At 41.6% G+C, this 22,514-nt stretch carries 16 protein-coding genes; 3 read left to right on the forward strand and 13 right to left on the reverse strand.

Annotated features, from left to right (window positions below; all coding sequences use genetic code 11):
* Positions 1-59: 59 nt before the first annotated feature.
* Positions 60-1,598: a hypothetical protein gene (locus ACWICE_RS00750; protein WP_454297423.1), complete on the forward strand. Its 1,539-nt coding sequence runs from the start codon at positions 60-62 to the stop codon at positions 1,596-1,598.
* Positions 1,599-1,815: 217 nt separating this feature from the next.
* Here the strand turns inward: ACWICE_RS00750 and ACWICE_RS00755 are convergent, their stop codons facing one another.
* Genes ACWICE_RS00755 through ACWICE_RS00765 form a run of 3 tightly spaced genes read right to left on the reverse strand, consistent with a single transcriptional unit; the run spans position 1,816 to position 5,281 of the window.
* On the reverse strand, positions 1,816-3,258 hold the full coding sequence (locus ACWICE_RS00755) for an MFS transporter (RefSeq protein ID WP_254526375.1): 1,443 nt from the start codon (positions 3,256-3,258) through the stop codon (positions 1,816-1,818).
* A 30-nt stretch (positions 3,259-3,288) separates the two neighbouring features.
* Positions 3,289-4,458 (reverse strand): mannonate dehydratase, encoded by a 1,170-nt coding sequence (gene uxuA, locus ACWICE_RS00760; RefSeq protein WP_454297424.1) that lies wholly within the window; start codon positions 4,456-4,458, stop codon positions 3,289-3,291.
* Between the two features lies 1 nt (position 4,459).
* The gene (locus tag ACWICE_RS00765) at positions 4,460-5,281 is read right to left on the reverse strand and encodes an SDR family oxidoreductase (RefSeq protein ID WP_185216004.1); all 822 of its coding nucleotides are present in this window, start codon (positions 5,279-5,281) and stop codon (positions 4,460-4,462) included.
* A gap of 141 nt (positions 5,282-5,422) precedes the next feature.
* Here ACWICE_RS00765 and ACWICE_RS00770 point away from each other — a divergent pair, with 141 nt between their 5' ends.
* Together ACWICE_RS00770 and ACWICE_RS00775 are read left to right on the forward strand one after the other, a co-directional pair.
* Entirely contained in the window at positions 5,423-6,415 is a 993-nt protein-coding gene (locus tag ACWICE_RS00770) for a PfkB family carbohydrate kinase (RefSeq protein ID WP_454297425.1), read from the forward strand.
* A 1-nt stretch (position 6,416) separates the two neighbouring features.
* Complete coding sequence (locus ACWICE_RS00775; RefSeq protein WP_313260304.1) at positions 6,417-7,067, forward strand: bifunctional 4-hydroxy-2-oxoglutarate aldolase/2-dehydro-3-deoxy-phosphogluconate aldolase; 651 nt, start codon at positions 6,417-6,419, stop codon at positions 7,065-7,067.
* Between the two features lie 4 nt (positions 7,068-7,071).
* On the opposite strand, the gene ACWICE_RS00780 is transcribed toward ACWICE_RS00775, so the two are convergent.
* The 10 genes from ACWICE_RS00780 to ACWICE_RS00825 all read right to left on the reverse strand — a co-directional run bounded on the left by ACWICE_RS00780 (position 7,072) and on the right by ACWICE_RS00825 (position 22,071).
* Entirely contained in the window at positions 7,072-7,752 is a 681-nt protein-coding gene (locus ACWICE_RS00780) for an MgtC/SapB family protein (RefSeq protein WP_185211026.1), read from the reverse strand.
* A 132-nt stretch (positions 7,753-7,884) separates the two neighbouring features.
* Entirely contained in the window at positions 7,885-12,162 is a 4,278-nt protein-coding gene (rpoC, locus tag ACWICE_RS00785) for a DNA-directed RNA polymerase subunit beta' (RefSeq protein WP_185211028.1), read from the reverse strand.
* 73 nt (positions 12,163-12,235) lie between these two features.
* On the reverse strand, positions 12,236-16,045 hold the full coding sequence (gene rpoB / locus ACWICE_RS00790; RefSeq protein WP_185211030.1) for a DNA-directed RNA polymerase subunit beta: 3,810 nt from the start codon (positions 16,043-16,045) through the stop codon (positions 12,236-12,238).
* A gap of 163 nt (positions 16,046-16,208) precedes the next feature.
* On the reverse strand, positions 16,209-16,589 hold the full coding sequence (rplL, locus tag ACWICE_RS00795; protein ID WP_093098564.1) for a 50S ribosomal protein L7/L12: 381 nt from the start codon (positions 16,587-16,589) through the stop codon (positions 16,209-16,211).
* A gap of 82 nt (positions 16,590-16,671) precedes the next feature.
* Entirely contained in the window at positions 16,672-17,190 is a 519-nt protein-coding gene (gene rplJ, locus ACWICE_RS00800; RefSeq protein WP_093098563.1) for a 50S ribosomal protein L10, read from the reverse strand.
* A gap of 2 nt (positions 17,191-17,192) precedes the next feature.
* A complete protein-coding gene (gene rplA, locus ACWICE_RS00805) occupies positions 17,193-17,891 on the reverse strand; it encodes a 50S ribosomal protein L1 (protein ID WP_093098561.1) in 699 nt (232 codons plus the stop codon).
* A 22-nt stretch (positions 17,892-17,913) separates the two neighbouring features.
* Entirely contained in the window at positions 17,914-18,357 is a 444-nt protein-coding gene (rplK, locus tag ACWICE_RS00810; protein ID WP_185211031.1) for a 50S ribosomal protein L11, read from the reverse strand.
* 153 nt (positions 18,358-18,510) lie between these two features.
* Entirely contained in the window at positions 18,511-19,734 is a 1,224-nt protein-coding gene (locus tag ACWICE_RS00815; protein WP_454297426.1) for an FG-GAP repeat domain-containing protein, read from the reverse strand.
* Between the two features lie 84 nt (positions 19,735-19,818).
* Positions 19,819-20,835, reverse strand: coding sequence for a glycoside hydrolase family 18 protein (locus ACWICE_RS00820; protein WP_454297427.1), 1,017 nt, complete (start codon positions 20,833-20,835; stop codon positions 19,819-19,821).
* Between the two features lie 12 nt (positions 20,836-20,847).
* A complete protein-coding gene (locus ACWICE_RS00825) occupies positions 20,848-22,071 on the reverse strand; it encodes a DUF5009 domain-containing protein (protein WP_454297428.1) in 1,224 nt (407 codons plus the stop codon).
* Positions 22,072-22,514 lie beyond the last annotated feature (443 nt).

Below are 22,514 nucleotides of genomic sequence, written 5' to 3' on the forward strand. Positions count from 1 at the left end.
TGTTAAAGATCAAGAGGATAATCTTTTGCATCTTTAATTCATACAAATACTGCGCTATTATGTCATATCATGCTATAGAAAATTTGGTTGAAGATGCAGTTCACCTTCTGGAAAGATCTGCTCTTCCTGTCGCGGAACAACGTAAAATCATTTTCAATCTCTATCAATTCCAAAATCGATTTGATACAAGCTATACTGTTTTACGTTGTTTCCCGTATTTGGAAAAAATTGGATTTATCAAGAAGCTTCCCATTGATCAACATCCTGACTATAAAAAGAACCCCGATTATTTCAAAAACCTAGAAGATTCCGACTGGCTCCTCGGTGATGTCAACAATGAGGAGGCTGATGTTGTCTATCAGGAAGACGGCAATTTTTTCCCTGAGTATGGTTCTGATGCCTGGAAAAGATTGCTGGACAATGGACAATGGAAAGAAGCTCCCGAAGAAGTGGCCCATATTCCCATTCCACATTTGATCACTGAAATGATTGAACTATCGGAAAAACAAGGCAACAAGCAGCTGATGCATAATTTTTATCTTGCTTTCGTCAATGCCTATCTAGAAGCAGATATTGGTGCAGAGGAAGGTTTTACAAAAGATTTTGAGCAGTGGATCAATAATCCTGATTTGATCAAGCTACATGAACTCCTCAGCCAACATGATTTACTAAAGATCAAGAAGAAGGAGACAGATTTTAAAGTCCCTAGACTTTCAGATGAATTGTCCGGGCTGACAGATCCTGATGAAAGAGCCAAGCTCAGCTTTTTGATGGACCAAAAAAAATCCATCGAAAAAATATACGCTAGCTACCTCAAGGAAAAAAAGGCTGCCCTGGAATTACCTCAGCATATCGAGATGATTTCAAGCATGGTCAAGGAGAAGATGGAAAAAAGTTCATGGACATTCTTGGAGGAAAAGATTGAACAACCATCGGATAAATGCAATTGGGTATGGTACAAAGATGTATCAGATGGTAATAGAACAAGTCGTCTCTTCACGGAAATAACCTTAGATGTAGATTTAAGTTCTATTTTCGCCATCCAATATGTACAGCATGGATTGCTTTTGGAATGGCAGGAGAAGTCGCTGAGCAAGAACTTGGAAGACGCTCAGTTTAAAACCAATCCTTTCGAACTTATTGGCAATGATGAAGTCGAAAAGAATCTCAACTTTTTAGGATTATGGGTTCTTCCGTTAAAATCTTCTGGAAAAAGAATCGCTACATCAACCGAGCATTTCTTGCAATACCTCGATGGTCTGGGAACAAGTTATTTGGACAGAATCAACCAAGAGTTTCCTAAACCTTTCTTCGCTAAGTCCTTTTCTTCGTATATCAAAATATTTGAATCCATGGATCCGATAAGCGATTTTTTATTGTTCAATGATCTGTATTCCATTAGTCAGATATTCATCCATAACCTCATTCATCAAGGTAAAGAAAAAGAAGCCCTGAAAATCTATGATACCATGGAAGGTCGATTGACAGATCGTTTTCGGGAAAATATCCCTTGGTATAAGAATGAATTTTTACCTTTTATCAAAGCCATCAAAGCAGGTAAAAAACCAGCCTTGCCAGGTTTGTTCAAAAAGAATTAGTGGTATCTTATCATCTTGATCATGGCATTCTAAACTATTTTAGGATGCACCCCCTTTCCATTCCTCCGTATGAACCAGGATTAAATGGAGGAGAGGATGGACCAAGATCATAGTTAAGGACCTGTTGAAATACTTCTAAAACAACGGCACTGAACCATTGAATTTCGCAGATAATTTTAGCAGTTTCATTTGGAATAAGGTCAATCGAAAAAGGCAATTATGATAGATGAATTAGTTTCATTTTTGGAACCAATATTCTCATGATGGTCCAAGCCAAAAGGTAGGCTATCGAACACACGGCAAAGATGATAAAGTATCCAGATTCAATTCCTTCAAACCCAAACACTTTCATATTGGTTTGTTCGGCATAGTCAAACAGGACACCCGAAACTTTATTGATCAAGAAAGAGCCAACCCCACCAGCAAGACCACTTATACCGGTCACTGTCGCAATCGCCTTCTTTGGAAACATATCACCTACGGCCGAGAATATATTGGCAGACCATGATTGGTGCGCCGCTGCACTTATACCGATCAGGATAACCGGAAACCAATACGAATATTCACCCAAAGGCTGTGCAAAGAGGATCAACAAAGGGAAGAACGCAAAGATCAGCATGGCTCTCATTCGACCTGCATAAACCTCCATACCTTTCTTTTCTACAAAATAGGTCGGTAACCAGCCACCGATGATGGATAACATAGTAATGGCATAAAGAACAAATATAGCAACCTGCCCCTCTATATCCGAGGATTTAATATCATATACTGAACTTAAATAGGCCGGGAACCAAAACAAGAGAAACCACCATACCCCATCGGTCAGGAACTTCCCGAAGATCAAGGCCCAGGTCTGTTTGAATTTTAAGCATTCACGGATGGAGACTTTTGCTTTCACCGTTTTATCGGCCTCAGCAACCTCTCCATGATCCACATCCTGCTTGATATAGGCGAGTTCAGCTGCATTCACATGCGGGTTTTCTTCTGGCTTCTTGTACATAAACTGCCAAAATCCCATCCAGATGAAACCTAAGGCCCCAATAATAATGAACGACATTTCCCAGCCGTATTTGGCTGCAATCACGGGAATAATCAATGGCGCTAAAAGTGCTCCAATGGTCGTTCCTGAGTTAAAGATTGAAGTAGAAAATGCCCTGTCCTTCTTTGGAAAGTATTCTACACAGGCTTTCATGGCTGCCGGAAAGTTTCCACCCTCCCCCAATGCCAAGATGATACGGGCAAAAATAAAGACGGTGACAGAAATATTAACCACCTTGCTTACATCTTCAATACCGGCAATGATTTCCTTGGCCTGACCAAAACTGACCAACCATTCGCCCGCGAGAACACCTGATGTGATCATGCCACAGAAAGCATGCAGGATAGCGCCTACCGACCAGATCGCAATTGCCCATAAATAGCCTTTTTTTGTTCCTAGCTTGTCGATAAAACGACCAGATAACAACATGGAAATGGCATAGACAATAGAGAATATGGCCGCAACATTACCATAGTCATTGTTGGTCCAATGGAATTCTGGGGCAATAAAATCTTTCCAGGTTAAGGAAAGGACTTGCCGATCCAGGTAATTGATGGTCGTTGCGAAAAATATCAGTGCACAAACCGTCCACCTATATTTCGTAGGTTTACTCGTATCCATAATTTGTTGTTTATGTTGGTAGATCCTTGGTTAAGATCTCAAAATTCCTAATTCCAAACCCCTTAATTCAGCCAGACCACGAAGTCTTCCAATGGCAGAATAACCAGGATTGGTCACTTTATTGATGTCATCAAGCATTTGATGCCCATGGTCAGGTCTAAATGGAATGGCCAATGCTCTGCGTTGGTTTTCTTCACTCAATCCCTTTACGATGGCATACATATCCACATCCCCATCCAAATGGTCTGCCTCATAGAAGCTTCCAATGGCATCACGTTTTACATTTCGCAGATGCGCAAAATGAACACGATGTTTCACTTTGTCCAAGATCTGAGGAAGGTTGTTTTTGGGTCCAGCACCTAAAGAACCGGTACAGAAACAAATCCCGTTGAAATCCCTAGGCTGTTCTGAAATAATGTACACTAAATCTTCTTCGTTGCTTACTACCCTAGGAAGCCCTAGGATTGCATATGGTGGATCATCGGGGTGAATGGTCATCTTAATCCCGTTGGTCTCGCAGGTGTCTGCAATTGCCTCTAAGAAATAAAGCAAGTTCTGCTTCAATCCTTCCCTTCCAATACTTTTATAGATATTGATGCTATTTTGTAGAGATTCCAAGGTAATATCACCTTCACCTGGAATGCCCATCAGGATATTGAATTGAAGATCTGTTTTCTCTTCCGCTGACATCTTGTTGTACTTCTCCTCAGCTAGCTGTTGAATTTCTTGGGAATAGTCCTGCGCAGCTGCTTCTCTCTTTAGGATATAAATATCAAAGATAGCAAGGTCGATCCAATCAAAATAGAGCGCTTTGGAACCATCCTTCATGATCAGGTCCAACTGGGTCCTAGTCCAATCCAGAACCGGCATAAAATTATAGCAGATCGTCTTGATACCACAAGCTGCTAAATTCTGCAACGATTGCTTATAACGCTCAATATATTGGTCAGCCTCGGCAGATCCTGTTTTGATAGCTTCGTGTACAGGAACAGATTCTACAACCGACCAGGTCAATCCTGCCTCTTCAATTATCTTTTTCCTTTCCTGTATGTCCTCCAACGGCCATACTTCACCATGTGGGATATGATGCAAAGCCGAAACTATGCCAGTAGCCCCAGCTTGCTTCACATCTTGCAATGATACCGGATCATTAGGTCCGTACCATCGCCAAGTTTGTTCTAAGAATTTTTTGTTTTCCATGTTATACGCCACACCAAGAGTTAAAGCCACCATCGACAAAAATGATCTCGCCAGAAACAAATGCTGAAGCATCGCTCAAGAGATAAACTAAGGTTCCTTCCAATTCAGACGGGTCACCCAATCTTCGATATGGTGTCCCATTGATAAACTTCTGAGCCCTATCGGTATAACTGCCATCTGGATTGGTCAATAAGGTCTTGTTTTGCTCCGTTAAGAAAACTCCCGGTGCAATAGCATTGACACGCACCTTGTCACCATAACGTAAAGCCAATTCAGTGGACATCCATTTGGTGAAGCCATCAATGGCATGCTTGGCTACGGTATAGCCCAGCACACGGGTCAAGGGTCTTGATGCTGCCAAAGAAGAAATATTGATAATGGAACCTTTGCCCTTGTTAGCAATAAGTTCCCCAAAAATCAGGGTCGGAATAATGGTTCCATAAAGATTTAGCTCGATTGCTTTTATGGTATCCTGGATTTTATTGTCAAATATGTTTTGATCATCAGCGATCGTTGCCCCTGGGATGTTTCCTCCCACGGCATTGATCAGGCCATCGATGCTACCATAACGGTTCACGATCTGTTGCTTGGCATCCTTGACCGACTGCTCATCCATCACATCTGCTACAATACCTATGGCTTCTGCCCCGAGGTCATTGGCCATGCTGATACGTTCATTGATTTTTTCCTGGTTTCTCCCGATAATACAGATTTTAGCGCCGGCTTCAGCTAATGCCTTCACGAAGGATTTGCCCAAAATTCCGGTGCCTCCTGTAATAACGATAACTTTATCTTTAAGGGAGAATTTATCTAGAATAGTCATAGTTTATAGTTGATTATTATCCAATAATACAGAAATTAAAGGGAAAAATCGACATGGAAAACAGGATTATTACTTAAACGTTTTCGTAAAATCGCTGCAACAATCCATCAAAAACTATTATATTGTTGTTCAGTTTGACCTATGCCACAGATATTAACATTCGGAGAAGTATTGTATCGCCTTCAAAGCCTCAGTGAGTCGATTTTTGAGGGTGGAAATAATCGTTTAAAAATTTTCCCAGGTGGTTCAGAAGCCAATGTTGCTGTTGGTTTGGCCCAAATGGGGGATCAGGTCCAGTTCTATTCGGCCTTTCCTGAGAATACTCTTGCGAAGGAGCTGCTGGAAAGCATTCAGCATTTAGGTGTGGATTGTTCCAAGGCTATCCGAATAGGCGATCGCATCGGTAGCTATATTCTCCTTTCGGCAAATGGACTGAGCAGTGGCGAGGTGGTATACGATAGAAAGTTTTCAAGTTTCAGTCTGTTAAAACCTGAGGACATCGATTTTGACCTGTTGTTTCAAGATGTGGATTGGTTCCATTGGTCAGCATTGACACCGGCACTTTCCGAAGACATGGCAATCCTGATGGAAACGGTACTGAAGGAGGCCGATCAAAGAGGGATCACGATATCTGTGGACCTCAATTTCCGGAGCAAACTCTGGAAATATGGCAAAGAGCCACTGGAAGTCATGCCAGACTTGGTCGCTTATTGTGATGTCATCATGGGAAATATCTGGGCGGCACAAAACATGTTGGATAGCCCTGTGGAAATAGGATTAAACAGACAGACAACCAAGGAGATTTATTTCAATAGTTCCCAAATCTCTGCAAAGCATATTTTTGAATCCTTTCCAAAGGCGAAACATATCGCCAATACGTTCAGGTTCATGGACCATCCAAAACATAATCTGTTTTATGGCACATACCATAACAGAAACGAGGACAGCATTTCAGCCACTTTTGAAACAGAAGCTGTAATCGATAGGATCGGTAGTGGTGATGCGTTTATGGCGGGGCTGATCCATGCCCTAAGGCAAGGCATGCCTGCACAGGAAACCATAGACTTCGCAACTGGAGCTGGTTATCAAAAATTATTTGTAGAAGGAGATTTTGGAAATGGAAAAGCCAACTAAGATGAAAGAAGAAATTATCAAAGAAATCATTCGAAATCCAGTCTTACCTGTTTTTTATGATGATGACGTCAATACCTGCATTCAGGCCCTACAAAGCTGCTACGAAGGCGGTATTAGGGTTTTTGAATTTGTAAACCGAGGTGCGGAAGCGGAACAGAATTTCAAGGCCTTGCGTAACTATAAGGAAGAGCACTTCCCCGATCTGAAACTGGGGATAGGAACCATCATGCATGCGGATGATGCAGACCGTTTTATTGAACTGGGAGCAGACTTTTTGGTGAGTCCTATTTTTTCGGAATGTGTTGCGAGTTCTGCCAAGAAGAATAACATCCTTTGGATTCCGGGCTGCATGACTCCTACCGAAATTGCCGATGCCCAAATGGCTGGCTGCACTTTCGTGAAACTATTCCCCGGCGATACCTTAGGTCCTGGGTTTCTGAAAAGCATCAAACCTATCTTTCCAAATTTACGGTTTATGCCAACGGGTGGCGTAGACTGCTCATCGGAAAGTATCAACAAATGGTTTGAAGCCGGAGTCAGTGCTGTGGGACTTGGCTCGAAACTGTTCGTAAAAGTCAATGGGAAGTATGATTTCGGGCAGATTGCTGAAAACTGCAGAAACCTATTGAATTGGGCAAAAAGAGGGGCTTGATCTGTTATAGGCTAATCTCAACCAATTGTTTGTTTTCAAGAATAGATCTTTCAAACTTGCGGATATTTCTTTTATCGATCAGCACCTCAAGTTCAATAGTCAATAAATCGGCAGACATGGTCTGCTTTTTTATTTTCACATGCTTAGAAAGCGGTCTGATAGCTGACAGCAATTGATCCTTGGCATCCAGGTCCTCCCTTTTCATACTGACACTTACCAAGCGCACGATATTGTGGATTACATATTTATTCAATAAGGGTCCCGAAACAATAATGGCAAAACAAGCAAGCAAGAAAATGGCCGCGATGACATAGACTCCAAAACCGATTGCCATTCCAATGGCTGCTGACATCCAGATAATACTGGCTGTAGTCAATCCATTTACATTCACCCCATCTTTGAAGATCACCCCAGCACCTAGGAAACCAATACCTGAAACCACGTACGAGGCTATCCGAGTGGCATCCTCCGATTCTCCAGCACCCAATTTAAAGGATAGCAAGGAAAACAAGGTACTCCCCAGACAGATAATGGAAATGGTCTTGAAACCAGCCGATTTATCCTTCCACTCGCGCTCGAATCCCAATACAAATCCGGCACAAAGTGATAATACGGCTTTCAACAAGTCATTCCAATCCCATACAAGTTGAGTGATGATAAAGTCGATAGATGCGATGTCAGTCATAATCAGAGGAACAAATATAATATGAAATTGTTAATAAAAATCTTTAATTCTCCCAAAAACAAAAAAGCTCGGCTACAGGAGCCGAGCTTTTTATATATCTTTTAGGAAGGTTAATTCCTAAATCTTTCGATATTAATCTTCTTCTTTAGAAGCCAACAACTGATCGTATTCTTCACGAGAACCAACGATGATGTTGCTGTATTGACGTAAACCTGTTCCTGAAGGGATTAAGTGACCAACAATTACGTTTTCTTTCAATCCTAACAAGTTATCACGTTTACCTGCGATAGCAGCTTCGTTCAATACTTTGGTAGTTTCTTGGAAGGAAGCAGCAGAGATAAATGACTTCGTACCTAATGAAGCTCTGGTAATACCTTGCAACAATGGACTAGAGGTAGCAGGAATAGCATCACGCACTTCCACTAATTTCAAGTCTTGACGTTTCAAGCTAGAGTTTTCTTCACGCAATTTACGAAGGTTTACGATCTGTCCTGGACGCAATGATTTAGAATCACCAGCATCTACAACCACTTTCTTGTCGTAAAGTGAATCGTTTTCTTCCATGAAATCCCATTTGTTTACAGCTTCTTTTTCTAAGAAACGAGTATCTCCTGGATCTTCGATATTCACTTTCTGCATCATTTGGTGAACGATGGTTTCGAAGTGCTTATCGTTGATTTTCACACCTTGTAGACGGTAAACCTCTTGGATACCATTTACAATGTATTCCTGTACTGCAGAAGGACCTTTGATCGATAAGATATCCGAAGGGGAAATCTGACCGTCTGAAAGTGGCATACCCGCTTTGATAAAGTCATTATCCTGTACCAAGATGTGTTTAGAAAGTGGAACTAGGTATTTCTTCACTTGTCCGTCACGGGACTCGATCGAAATCTCACGGTTACCACGTTTAACACCACCTAAAGTTACAACACCGTCGATTTCAGTAACAACCGCTGGGTTTGAAGGATTACGAGCCTCGAACAACTCCGTTACACGAGGAAGACCACCCGTAATATCTCGGGTCTTACCTGTAGAACGAGGGATCTTAACTAAAATCGCACCTTCTTTCACTTTTTGTCCATCAGATACCGAAACGTGTGCTCCTACTGGAATGTTGTATGAACGGATGATTTCGCCTTTGTTATCCAATACTTTGATCGTCGGGTTTTTAGTCTTATCACGAGTCTCGATGATCACTTTCTCTTTGTGTCCAGTTTGCTCATCAGATTCCTCACGGTAAGTAATACCTTCGATAATCGCATCAAATTCTACCTTACCTGCAAATTCAGAGATAATTACAGCGTTGTATGGATCCCAGTCTACCAACTTGGTTCCTTTTTCCACTTTCTCTCCTTCTTTCACGTATAGGTTCGATCCGTAAGGGATAATTTGTTGGTAAAGGACTTTCTTATCGTCATTTACAACTTTAATCTCTCCTGAACGACCCAATACAACTTGGTAAGGACCAAATTCACCTTCTTTTTCTACTGTACGAACGTTCTCAAATTCGATTTTACCATCGTATTTAGCAATGATCGAAGATTCAGCAGCAATGTTAGATGCCGTACCACCGACGTGGAATGTACGAAGTGTCAACTGTGTACCTGGCTCACCGATTGACTGAGCAGCAATTACACCGACAGCTTCACCCAATTGAACACGTTTACCTGACGCTAAGTTACGTCCGTAACAACATGCACAAACTCCACGCTTAGACTCACAAGTTAATACAGAACGGATTTCAACTCCTTCAATTCCTGCATTCTCGATTGCCTCAGCAACTTCTTCAGTGATATCATCATTTGCAGCAACGATCAATTCGTTTGTCTCAGGATGAACAACATCGTTCAATGGCGTACGTCCTAAAATACGGTCGTACAATGGTTCAACGATATCATCATTATCCTTAAGCGCTGTAGTATAGATACCGCGTAAACCGTTACAGTCTTGCTCAACAACAATCATATCCTGAGCAACATCATGTAAACGACGGGTTAAATAACCCGCATCGGCTGTTTTCAACGCTGTATCGGCAAGACCTTTACGAGCACCGTGGGTAGAGATAAAGTACTCCAATACCGACAAACCTTCTTTGAAGTTTGAAAGGATCGGGTTTTCAATAATCTCACCACCTGAAGTACCAGATTTCTGAGGTTTCGCCATCAAACCACGCATACCGCATAATTGACGGATCTGCTCTTTCGATCCACGAGCTCCTGAATCCAACATCATGTATACTGAGTTGAAACCTTGGTTGTCGTTCGAAAGGATATCCATAACGTGCGCTGTCAACTTGTTGTTGATACGTGTCCAGATATCGATGATTTGGTTATAACGTTCGTTGTTCGTAATGAAACCCATGTTATAGTTGTTCATTACTTCTTCAACTTCGTTTGTAGCTTGAGTGATCAAATCAGCTTTCGCAGCAGGGATGTTCAAATCTTGAAGGTTGAACGATAGACCACCTTTGAATGCTGTTTGGAATCCTAACTCTTTCATGTCATCCAAGAATTTCGCTGCACGAGCCATACCCGTGTTCTTCACGATCTCTCCAATGACATTACGAAGTGACTTCTTAGTCAATAGTTCATTGATGTATCCTACCTCTTCTGGAACGATTTGGTTGAAGATCACACGACCTACAGTCGTTTCAATGATTTGATCTTTGAACTCTCCTTCTTTGGTCTTAACGCGAGCTTTAACCTTGATAAAGGAGTGAAGATCTACTTTTGCTTCGTTCAAGGCAATGATTACCTCTTCTGCTGAATAGAAAGTACTTCCTTCACCTTTCATCACCAGGTTGTCATCAGTCTTACGGCCTTTGGTAATATAGTAAAGACCCAATACCATGTCTTGAGATGGTACTGTAACTGGTGAACCGTTTGCAGGGTTAAGAATGTTGTGTGCTGCCAACATCAAGATTTGGGCTTCCAAAATTGCAGCATTACCTAATGGTAAGTGAACTGCCATCTGGTCACCGTCGAAATCGGCGTTGAACGCTGTACACACTAATGGGTGTAATTGGATCGCTTTACCCTCAACTAAGGTTGGTTGGAAAGCCTGAATACCCAAACGGTGAAGCGTAGGTGCACGGTTTAGTAATACTGGGTGACCTTTCAATACGTTCTCAAGGATATCCCATACTACTGGATCTTTGCGATCTACAATTTTCTTCGCTGACTTAACTGTCTTTACGATTCCTCTTTCGATCATCTTACGGATGATAAACGGTTTGTAAAGCTCAGCAGCCATATCTTTAGGAAGACCACACTCATGTAATTTCAAGTGAGGACCAACGACGATTACCGAACGAGCCGAGTAGTCAACACGCTTACCTAATAAGTTCTGACGGAAACGACCTTGCTTACCTTTAAGGATATCCGATAAAGATTTTAAAGCACGGTTACCTTCAGTCTTAACAGCATTTACCTTACGTGAGTTATCGAATAACGAGTCAACAGCTTCTTGAAGCATACGTTTCTCGTTACGTAAGATTACCTCCGGAGCTTTGATCTCGATCAATCGCTTCAAACGGTTGTTACGGATAATTACACGACGGTAAAGGTCATTTAAGTCTGAAGTCGCAAAACGACCACCATCCAAAGGAACTAAAGGACGTAACTCTGGTGGAATAATAGGTACGATCTTAACGATCATCCATTCCGGACGGTTTTCGATATGATCATTAGCACCACGGAAAGCCTCAACAACATGAAGACGTTTCAACGCCTCATTCTTACGTTGCTGGGAAGTTTCGTTCGCTGCTTGGTGACGAAGATCGTATGATAATTGGTCTAAGTCTAGACGTTTCAACAAATCTTCCAATGCCTCTGCACCCATCTTAGCGATGAATTTCTGAGGATCGTTGTCATCCAGGTATTGGTTTTCTTTTGGAAGGGTATCCAAGATATCTAGATATTCCTCTTCTGTCAAGAAATCCATGTATGAAATACCATCTTCTTCTTTGATACCAGCTTGGATAACCACGTATCTTTCGTAGTAGATGATCATATCCAACTTCTTCGTTGGAAGTCCTAATAAATAACCAATTTTGTTAGGTAGAGAACGGAAGTACCAGATATGAGCAACCGGAACCACCAAGTTGATGTGTCCCATACGCTCACGACGTACTTTCTTCTCTGTAACTTCAACACCACAACGGTCACAAACGATCCCTTTATAACGGATACGCTTGTACTTACCACAGTGACATTCGTAGTCTTTTACTGGACCGAAAATACGCTCACAGAATAGACCATCACGTTCTGGTTTATAAGTACGGTAGTTGATAGTTTCTGGTTTAGTAACCTCACCACTTGAACGCTCCAAAATAGTTTCTGGAGAAGCTAAGCTGATCGTAATCGATGTAAAGTTACTTTTGATTTTGTTATCTTTTTTGTAAGACATACTTAGTAAAAAGTTAAAGCTGTATGTGAAAGCTTAAGAAGGTTATGCACCTTCTTAAGCTCAATTTGCTTGATTAATCTAATGTGATATCTAAACCTAATCCGCGTAGCTCGTGTACCAATACGTTGAACGATTCTGGTACCGATGGAGTTGGCAGGTTGTTTCCTTTTACGATTGCCTCGTAAGTTTTCGCACGACCTACTACATCATCAGATTTAACGGTCAAGATCTCTTGTAGGATGTTGGATGCACCGAATGCCTCTAACGCCCAAACCTCCATCTCACCGAAACGCTGACCACCGAACTGTGCCTTACCACCTAATGGTTGTTGAGTAATCAACGAGTATGGTCCAATTGAACGTGCGTGCATCTTATCATCAACCATGTGTCCTAATTTCAACATGTAGATTACTCCAACTGTTGTAGGTTGGTCAAAACGATCACCTGTCAATCCATTGTATAGGTAAGTACGACCTGACTTAGGTAATCCTGCTTTCTCAACCCACTCTTCTACTTGGTCCATTTCTGCACCGTCAAAGATCGGAGTAGCGAATTTAACACCTAATTTTTGTCCTGCCCAGCCTAATACAGTTTCATAGATCTGTCCAAGGTTCATACGCGAAGGTACCCCTAGTGGGTTCAACACGATATCAACTGGAGTTCCGTCTTCTAAGAAAGGCATGTCTTCATCACGTACAATACGTGCAACAATACCTTTGTTACCGTGACGTCCCGCCATCTTATCTCCTACTTTCAGCTTACGTTTTTTGGCAACATATACCTTCGCCATCTGAACGATACCCGATGGAAGCTCATCACCGACAGAGATTGCAAATTTCTCACGCTTGAATGCACCTAACTCCTCATTAACTTTAATGTTGTAGTTGTGCAATGCAAGTTTGATCATGTCATTCTTGTCATCATCAGTAGTCCATCCTGTAGGATTAACGTTGTTATAGTCAAGATCAGTAAGGATCTTTTGAGTAAACTTAGCGCCCTTAGCTACCAATAACTCTTTGTAAACATTGTAAATACCTTGAGAGGTCTTACCATTTACGATCGTAAATAATTTCTCAACCAAACGATCTTTAAGAATCTTGATGTTTCTATCGTGAGCAACTTCTAGTTTCTCTAAAGCTTTACGTTCAACTTCTTTAGACATTTTCTTCGCACGAGAGAATAACTTCGTATCGATAACCACACCTTTGATTGATGGTGGAGTTTTCAATGAAGCATCCTTCACGTCACCAGCTTTGTCACCAAAGATCGCACGTAATAACTTCTCTTCTGGTGAAGGATCAGATTCTCCTTTAGGAGTGATCTTACCAATTAAGATATCACCTTCGCCAACCTCAGCTCCAACACGGATAATACCGTTTTCATCAAGGTCTTTCGTAGCTTCTTCTGAAACGTTTGGAATATCAGCTGTCAATTCCTCTTCACCACGTTTAGTATCACGAACTTCAAGTTCGAATTCTTCAATGTGTAATGAAGTGAATAAATCCTGTGATACTACACGCTCAGAGATTACGATCGCATCCTCAAAGTTGTATCCTTGCCAAGGCATGAATGCCACTTTCAAGTTTCTACCTAATGCCAATTCACCATCTTCGGTTGCATAGCCTTCACATAATACCTGACCTTTTTCAACTCTTTGTCCTTTCGTAACGATCGGTTTCAAGTTGATACAGGTATTTTGGTTGGTTTTCTTGAACTTGGTCAATCTATATGCTTTCACATCATCATCGAATGATACCAAACGATCGTTGTCGTTTCTATCGTAACGGATGTGAATTTCTTGTGCATCTACATATTCTACTGTTCCGTTTCCTTCAGCGTTGATCAACGTACGGGAATCTTTCGCTACACGAGCTTCCAATCCAGTACCTACAACCGGTGCTTGCGGACGTAACAAAGGAACTGCTTGACGTTGCATGTTGGAACCCATCAATGCACGGTTGGCATCATCATGCTCCAAGAAAGGAATCAATGAAGCCGCGATTGATGTAATCTGGTTCGGAGAAACGTCCATATAGTCTAATTTCTCAGGCTCAATAATCGGGAAGTCACCCTCATATCTAGCTTTTACTTTAGCATCTAAGAAATTACCTTTATCATCATATAGAGCATTTGCTTGCGCAATTGTCTTGTCGTCTTCATCTTCAGCAGATAAATAAACAACTGGCTTATCAACTACCACCTTACCATCAGAAACGATACGGTATGGAGTTTCGATAAATCCTAGGTTATTGATTTTCGCGTGAACTGACAATGATGAAATCAAACCAATGTTTGGACCCTCTGGAGTTTCAATAGTACACAAACGACCGTAGTGCGTATAGTGAACGTCACGTACCTCGAAACCGGCACGCTCTCTTGAAAGACCACCAGGACCTAATGCTGACAGACGACGTTTGTGCGTAATCTCAGCCAATGGGTTGGTTTGATCCATGAACTGTGATAACTGGTTGGTTCCGAAGAAAGAGTTGATCACTGATGACAATGTACGAGCATTAATCAAGTCAGTAGGCGTAAACACCTCGTTATCACGAATGTTCATACGCTCACGGATAGTACGAGCCATACGAGCTAGACCTACACCGAATTGCGCATATAATTGCTCACCAACCGTACGAACACGACGGTTAGATAAGTGGTCGATATCATCCACCTCTGCTTTCGAGTTGATCAAGTTGATCAAGTACTTCACGATAGCGATGATATCTTCACGGGTCAATACTTTTGTATCCGACGGTGTATCAAGTTTCAATTTACGGTTGATACGGTATCTACCCACATCACCTAAATCGTAACGTTTATCCGAGAAGAACAAACGGTCAATGATACCACGTGCAGTTTCCTCATCAGGTGGTTCTGCGTTACGCAATTGACGATAGATATGCTCTACCGCTTCTTTCTCTGAGTTGGAAGTATCTTTTTGTAAAGTGTTATATATAATCGAATAGTCCGCATTGTTTGACTCATCTTCCTTGGTCAGGATAATGGATTTCACTCCAGCGTCGATGATCAGGTCAATGTGGTCTTCTTCTAATATGGTTTCACGTTCAAGGATGATCTCGTTACGGTCGATCGATACTACTTCACCTGTATCTTCGTCAACGAAATCTTCTGTCCATTTGTTCAATACCCTAGCCGCTAAACGACGACCAACGTATTTCTTCAATCCAGATTTACTAACTTTTACTTCATCTGCAAGGTCGAAAAGTTCTAAGATTTCCTTATCCGAATCGAAGCCGATTGCACGTAACAAGGTAGTAACTGGGAATTTTTTCTTACGATCGATATAGGCATACATCACGTTGTTCACGTCTGTTGCAAATTCGATCCAAGAACCTTTAAAAGGAATAACCCTAGCAGAATAAAGTTTAGTACCATTGGTATGTCTACTTTGACCAAAGAACACACCAGGGGAACGGTGCAATTGAGAAACGATAACACGTTCAGCTCCATTGATTACGAAAGTACCTTTTGGAGTCATGTACGGAATAGTTCCTAAGTACACGTCTTGTACAATGGTTTCGAAATCTTCGTGTTCTTCATCATTACAAGACAACTTCAATTTAGCCTTTAAAGGTACGCTATAAGTCAATCCACGTTCAATACACTCTTGGATATCGTAACGCGGTGGATCAATGAAATAATCCAAAAACTCTAGCACAAAGATGTTTCTTGAATCAGAAATAGGGAAGTTTTCTGCGAAAACCTTGTAAAGCCCTTCCTGATGGCGGTTGTCAGAAGTAGTCTCTAATTGAAAAAACTCCTTGAAAGACTCTAATTGTACGTCCAAGAAATCCGGATAATCAATCACCTTCTTACTTGTCGCAAAATTTACTCTTTCTTTTTGAATATTATTGTTTGCCAAGGGAATAAGAATTTAGTTTTAAAAAACTGAGCTAACATCTGCTGATTCCGTCTTCCGATCAAGCATCAGCAGGGGCTTGATCCATACACTATATTTATAAACAGGAATAGACTCTGATAGATTTGGACTATCAGAGTCTAAGTTTTTGGTGCCTTATGCGAGATTACTTAATCTCAACAACAGCTCCAGCTTCTTCTAATTGTTTTTTCAAAGCTTCAGCTTCGTCTTTAGAAACACCAGTTTTTAATTCTTTAGGTGCACCGTCAACTAAGTCTTTTGCTTCTTTCAAACCTAAACCAGCTAAATCTTTAACTAATTTTACGACAGCTAATTTCTGGCCACCAGCTTCTTTCAAGATTACATCGAAAGATGTTTTCTCTTCAGCAGCAGCAGCACCGTCACCAGCACCAGGAGCAGCAGCAACAGCTACAGCAGCAGCAGCAGGCTCAATACCGTATTCGTCTTTTAAGATATCAGCTAATTCTTTAACTTCTTTTACTGTTAAGTTAACTAACTGTTCAGCAAGTTGTTTTAAATCTGCCATTTTATTTTGAATTTTTGAATGTTCTTTTAAAAAAATTGTTAATTAAAATTTAACGAACGTTTGTTATTAAACTGAGGGTTCGTTAGCCTCTTTCTTCTAAAGCTTTTACTAAGCCTGAAATTGTATTTCCGCCTGATTGAAGCGCAGAAATAACATTCTTCGCAGGAGATTGAAGTAAAGCAATAACGTCTGCAATAAGTTCTTCCTTAGATTTAAGGGTCACTAATGCGTCAAGTTGGTTGTCGCCTACAAAAGCAGTCTCTTGTATGTATGCTGCTTTTAATACCGGCTTGTCACCTTCTTTACGTAATTGTTTGATCAATTTCGCTGGAGCATTCCCTGTTTCGGAAAACATAAGGGTTGAAGCTCCTTTTAATACGCCAAAGATCTCTTCTGAATCTACACCCGCCTCTAACAACGCTTTCTTAATCAAGGTGTTTTTCACAACCTTAATCTCGATTCCCTGCTCGAAACATTTACGACGAATATTATTCACCTTTTCTACAGTCAGATTAGCAGTGTCAGCAATATAAAAATTACCGTAAGATTTAATCTGTTCTGCTAAAGCTTCAACAATTTCATGTTTAAGTTCTTTTCTCATGATTAAATTCCTGCTACTGATTTAGTTTCAATATGAATACTAGGACTCATAGTTGAAGAAATGTGAATACTCTTGAAGTACGTTCCTTTTGCTGCAGACGGTTTCAAACGTGAAATTGTTTGTAACACTTCTAATGCGTTGTCATAGATTTTATCTGCGTCGAAAGACACTTTACCAACTGAAGTGTGGATGATACCTGTTTTGTCAACCTTGAAGTCGATCTTACCAGCTTTTACCTCAGTCACAGCTTTTCCAACTTCTGGAGTTACTGTTCCTGTTTTAGGGTTAGGCATTAAGTTTCTTGGACCTAAAATACGACCCAATTTACCTACTTTCGCCATAACACTAGGCATTGTGATGATAATGTCAACGTCAGTCCAACCACCTTCGATTTTGCTGATATAGTCATCAAGACCTACGTAGTCTGCACCTGCCGCCTTAGCTTCTTCCTCCTTGTCAGGAGTACATAAAACTAATACACGTACCGTCTTACCAGTACCGTGTGGCAATGTTGCAATACCACGAACCATTTGATTTGCTTTACGAGGATCTACGCCCAAACGAACGTCGATATCCACAGAAGCATCAAATTTGGTGTTGGTGATCTCTTTTACTAAAGCCGCAGCTTCTTTCAAAGAGTATGCTTTACCAGCTTCAATTTTGGATAGTGCCGCTTTTTGATTTTTTGTTAATCTAGCCACTTTCTTAAACTGATTTCGTTAATTAATTTTTCCAAGGAGCATCACCTGATACAGTGATACCCATACTACGCGCTGTACCAGCAACCATTCTCATAGCTGATTCTACAGTAAATGCATTCAAATCTGGCATCTTATCTTCCGCAATCTGTTTTACTTGATCCCATGAAATGGAAGCAACTTTCTTACGGTTAGGCTCTCCCGATCCGCTCTTAAGCTTCGCTGCATCTTTTAACTGAACAGCTACCGGTGGAGTTTTAATGATAAAATCAAAAGATTTGTCGGCATATACAGTGATCACAACAGGTAATACTTGACCTGGTTTGTCTTGCGTACGAGCGTTAAATTGCTTACAGAAATCCATAATGTTCACACCTTTAGCACCTAATGCAGGTCCTACCGGTGGAGATGGATTCGCAGCTCCGCCCTTCACTTGTAATTTTACTAACGCACTGACTTCTTTTGCCATTTTTTCTGTGATTTAATTTGTTAAATGTTTGTTAGTAAGTTGGAAGCAATAACGTAACATTTAATTCTCGATGGCAACAAAACATAGTTTTGCAACCAAACGAGGTGCAAAGATAACTAAATATCTGATAATAAAAAAGTATTTTTTCTTTTTTTATTTACCTAGTAATAAGCGCACTTGGTCGCCCCAAGCCCCGATCATCAGGTCCGGAATCTTATCCCCATTCACATCCCCCACATCGATCCCCCAAGCTCGCTCCACAGTCACCTTCGGAATAGCCTCCTCCGTGGCAAAACTGAACTTGCCCGAACCATCATTCTTCAAGGCCTGAACCTGCATCGCCTCAAATGGCGGAATCTTCAAGGCACTTAATATAATATCTAGATCCCCGTCGCGATCAAAGTCGATCACATTACAGGCATAAGTTGAAAAATCATAGGCGGGAATCCTTGCATCCGTCTCATCGACAAATTTCCCATCGCCTTTATTCATAAACAAGCGTCCCGTTGGGTTCCGCTCTTTCTTACCCCCATTGCTGGTCAGGTTCGCAAAGAAAATATCGTTCTTCCCATCCTTATCGGCATCAAAAACGATGACCTCCCTACTGTGCAATGGTTCGGAGGTTTGCAATGCGCCCTCCTGCTCCGTAAACTTTCCCTTCCCGTCATTGAAATACAGACGGCTTGGCGGAGCCTCCGTTGCCAGTACCATATCCAGGTCACCATCTCCATCGGCATCAAATAACTTGACCGATTGCACCTCATCCATGTTGTCAGGGATACTTCCAGGAGGAGAATCAACCAAAAAGCCCGGTTTATTTGGATCATTTAACCAAACAAAGGTCCTTGCTCCTTCTCCCGTATTGCCGATGACCACATCGGGCAATCCATCTCCATTGACATCACCTATATCCAAGCCATTCCCTTCACTCTTTCCCAACAGGCGATCCGAAACATTCCGGAAGGTTCCATCCCCATTCCCTAGATAGTATTCATGGGTCTTATTGTCCTCTGCAACAAAAATGACATCTGCAAAACCATCATTGTCCATATCAGCCACACGCACATGCTCTGTATCATTGTTCTCATTGGCAAAGACATCCTTCATCCAGGTAAAGTTGCCATTCCCATCATTGATATAAAGACGGTTAGGCAACATTTCCAGTGCAAATATGGCATCCAATGCTCCATCTCCATTCACATCGACCAAAGCTACATCCAAAGCATGCGTTTTGGGATCCAAGGGTATGCTGCCTTCTGTAACGTCAGAAAAATAAGCGGTCTCATTATCTTGTGCAAAAACATGATTTCCTGAGCTCAGGCATAGAAAAACCAATGCAAGTCCCAAATATTTGGGTTTAAAATCTTGAATAATCATAAGCTTATTTTTTATAAGGTTTACAGAAATCGTGTCTATAACTACTTATTATCAACAGTTTACAGCAACAATTGTTTGTACATCCTATTTCAGGCCTTCATACAGCGCCTTGCTCAAGGTCAATTGATCATCATCACCCTTAAATTCCCAATACATGGCTCCAAGGATACCTTGGGATTTTATATATGCAGCTTTTTCCCTGATGGATTTCTCGTTTTCAAAGGTCAGGACCAACTTACCGTTGCTGTCCACTAGATAAGGTACTTTCGATTGATCATCCCATCTCTCTTCAAACTGGGTCAACTTCGGTATGTTGCGGAACATCACAAAATCATTGACCTGTACTTTATCTCCCCTTCCATAGAATGGAATACCCATCACCAATTTGTTTTTTGGAACGCCGGCATCAATATGGGCCTGCAGGGCTTCAACTAAGGTAATACGACCTGCCAGATCCGATTTATACAAACTGTTATGCTGCAAAGGAGGTTTCGAAACATCATACATCATGATATTTACAAAATCAATATCCTTATCGATGGCTCTAAAATCAATATACTTTCCATCTGCAATCGTCGCCAAGGTCAATAGTTTTTTCGGTCCGATAGCCTTGCGGATATCATTCATCAACAGCGTAAAGTTCTTGGTGTCGTCTGGGGAAGATGAGATCCCGGCTTCATCACTGGTCGGATATTCCCAATCGATATCGATCCCATCCAGATCAAATTCCTTTACGATCTTTTGGCAATCTTTCGCAAAGCCCAATCTATTGTTCTTGTCTGCCGCCATCTCACTGAAACGTCCCGAGGTCCAGCCACCGATCGACAACAGGATCTTCAGGTCAGGATGCTTCTTCTTTAAGGTCACGATCTCCTTCAGTCGAGTTGGATTGTCCACTTTTACACCATTGAAGGTCTCGTTTACATGGCCAAAGGCATAATTGATATGGCTGATCAGGTTAGGATCAGGCAGCGGACCTTGCCCCGAAGTAACATAAGCGATGATTACAGGCTTCTTACCCTGGGCAACCAAGGTAAATGGAACTGCAAACAACATAATCAGAGCCATTAGGATCAGCTTGTTCGTGTGATTTCTTTTCATGGTAATATGATATTATAGTTTAAGTTTTATTCCAAAACGGTTCAATAAGATACCAAACCAAAGCATGGCATAAGCCCATAATAAGGAGCCTAATACAGCTAACCACATGTGATCAGCTTGTTTATAGAAAAACAAGGGAATTCCGAATCCCCAAACCAAGAAATAGATCAGGTCTGGAGCCAAATAGGTAGTTAGTGAATTTTGCCCTGCCAATTCAAAAAGTCGACTATAGCGACTATTGCCCCTTACATCAATAAAATAATAGACCAAAACAAATAGCAGGATACTGATGCCATTGCAAAGCAGGCCCCAGGAAGGAGTCGCTTGAATCTTGGACACGATGAACCATTGGTGGAATATCAAGCCAGCAATCAAGCTAATAAGGCCGTACATAGCTAAATAAATGGCCAGTTTCTTCCAATCCACAGCATATTTTTTAACAATCAGGGTTGCTGCCATTCCGGAAAGAACAATCATCGGCACATTGCCATGCAGGACAACGTCAAAGAACTCCTGGAAAGAGAACATTTGCGGAATCCAACCGCTCAAGGAGGCTACATTCAGGAAAAGGAAAAAGACAATGGCCAAAAATGCTGCCCATAGTTTATCCCTAAGGAGGAGATAGACCGAACCTGCAACCAGATAACCCCATCCGATCTGCCCCAAAATGCCCCACCAACTCTTCTCAAACCAAGCTGGAGATTCGGGAGTTCCAGCCCGGAATACATAGGCCAAACCAAGTAGCCCTACAATCCCCAACAATTTCAGCCCGACAAATAGGTTCTTATTTCTATCCTTCGGATAGTTGTTCCAGATCAAAAAGATACAGATATAGACCATCCCAAGCCATAACAGCTTGTTCAAACCGGTCATTTGCGGGTTCAAGCTGCTGGAATTAACCACCAACAGACCAATGATGATTAGGCTAATCGACCTACTGATGATATGGAACCAGATCTGCCAAGTAGGCTCTCCAATTTTCCGCCTTGCTACAACGGCATAGGGAATAGCCATACCCACCATAAATAGGAAACCTGGGAATACCCAATCAGCCAGTCCCATGCCATCGACCTCCGCTTCCGTATGCAAAAGCCATTTCGGCACTCCCGGCATAAAAAGATCATTGACAAACAACATCAGAAACAGGGTCAGGCCGCGCATGATATCAATAGCACGGACGCGCAATTTCTTAGGTTCCGCTGGGAAAGAAGGAATAGATGGTGACTTCGACATCATTAATTTAGGTAATTCAATTCCTAAATATACAAAATTGAATCGGACTTGAGTCCTGCGCCGGATCTTGACGGCTATCAAACGGATCAGAGCAATCCTTCCTTACTTTTGGAGCCCAAAAGTAACCAAAAGGCTTCGGCTCATTTAAGATGGCTTTTCGCACAATCATCCGCACATGAAAAGAATGCCTTGATGTCGAGGATGCCGTTCTTCGAAATTCTCCCCTTAGATGGGAGAATTTCTTGAAAGCATCCAAGGCCAATGCCATCGCACATGGCAACGGCATTCTTTCCATTTTGCCGCCATTGGAAATGAGCCGCGGGCTAAAGGGCTTCCTTCGGAAGGATTGATGTATGTAGAAAACCCCTAGCAGGGGTGGAATCTTTGTAGAAAGTGTATGTTCTTATGACGAACCAACAGCGTTCGTGAAATATTTTTCAATCTCA

The organism is Sphingobacterium sp. NPDC055346 (assembly GCF_053645235.1).

Coding starts and splice junctions, on each gene's coding strand:
- ACWICE_RS00755 (WP_254526375.1), bottom strand. CDS start 3,258: ATGGATACGAGTAAACCTACGAAATATAGGTGGACGGTTTGTGCACTG.
- rplJ (WP_093098563.1), bottom strand. CDS start 17,190: ATGAGAAAAGAACTTAAACATGAAATTGTTGAAGCTTTAGCAGAACAG.
- ACWICE_RS00770 (WP_454297425.1), top strand. CDS start 5,423: ATGCCACAGATATTAACATTCGGAGAAGTATTGTATCGCCTTCAAAGC.
- uxuA (WP_454297424.1), bottom strand. CDS start 4,458: ATGGAAAACAAAAAATTCTTAGAACAAACTTGGCGATGGTACGGACCT.
- ACWICE_RS00750 (WP_454297423.1), top strand. CDS start 60: ATGTCATATCATGCTATAGAAAATTTGGTTGAAGATGCAGTTCACCTT.
- ACWICE_RS00820 (WP_454297427.1), bottom strand. CDS start 20,835: ATGAAAAGAAATCACACGAACAAGCTGATCCTAATGGCTCTGATTATG.
- rplK (WP_185211031.1), bottom strand. CDS start 18,357: ATGGCAAAAGAAGTCAGTGCGTTAGTAAAATTACAAGTGAAGGGCGGA.
- ACWICE_RS00775 (WP_313260304.1), top strand. CDS start 6,417: ATGAAAGAAGAAATTATCAAAGAAATCATTCGAAATCCAGTCTTACCT.
- ACWICE_RS00825 (WP_454297428.1), bottom strand. CDS start 22,071: ATGATGTCGAAGTCACCATCTATTCCTTCTTTCCCAGCGGAACCTAAG.
- ACWICE_RS00815 (WP_454297426.1), bottom strand. CDS start 19,734: ATGATTATTCAAGATTTTAAACCCAAATATTTGGGACTTGCATTGGTT.
- rplL (WP_093098564.1), bottom strand. CDS start 16,589: ATGGCAGATTTAAAACAACTTGCTGAACAGTTAGTTAACTTAACAGTA.
- ACWICE_RS00780 (WP_185211026.1), bottom strand. CDS start 7,752: ATGACTGACATCGCATCTATCGACTTTATCATCACTCAACTTGTATGG.
- rpoC (WP_185211028.1), bottom strand. CDS start 12,162: ATGTCTTACAAAAAAGATAACAAAATCAAAAGTAACTTTACATCGATT.
- ACWICE_RS00765 (WP_185216004.1), bottom strand. CDS start 5,281: ATGACTATTCTAGATAAATTCTCCCTTAAAGATAAAGTTATCGTTATT.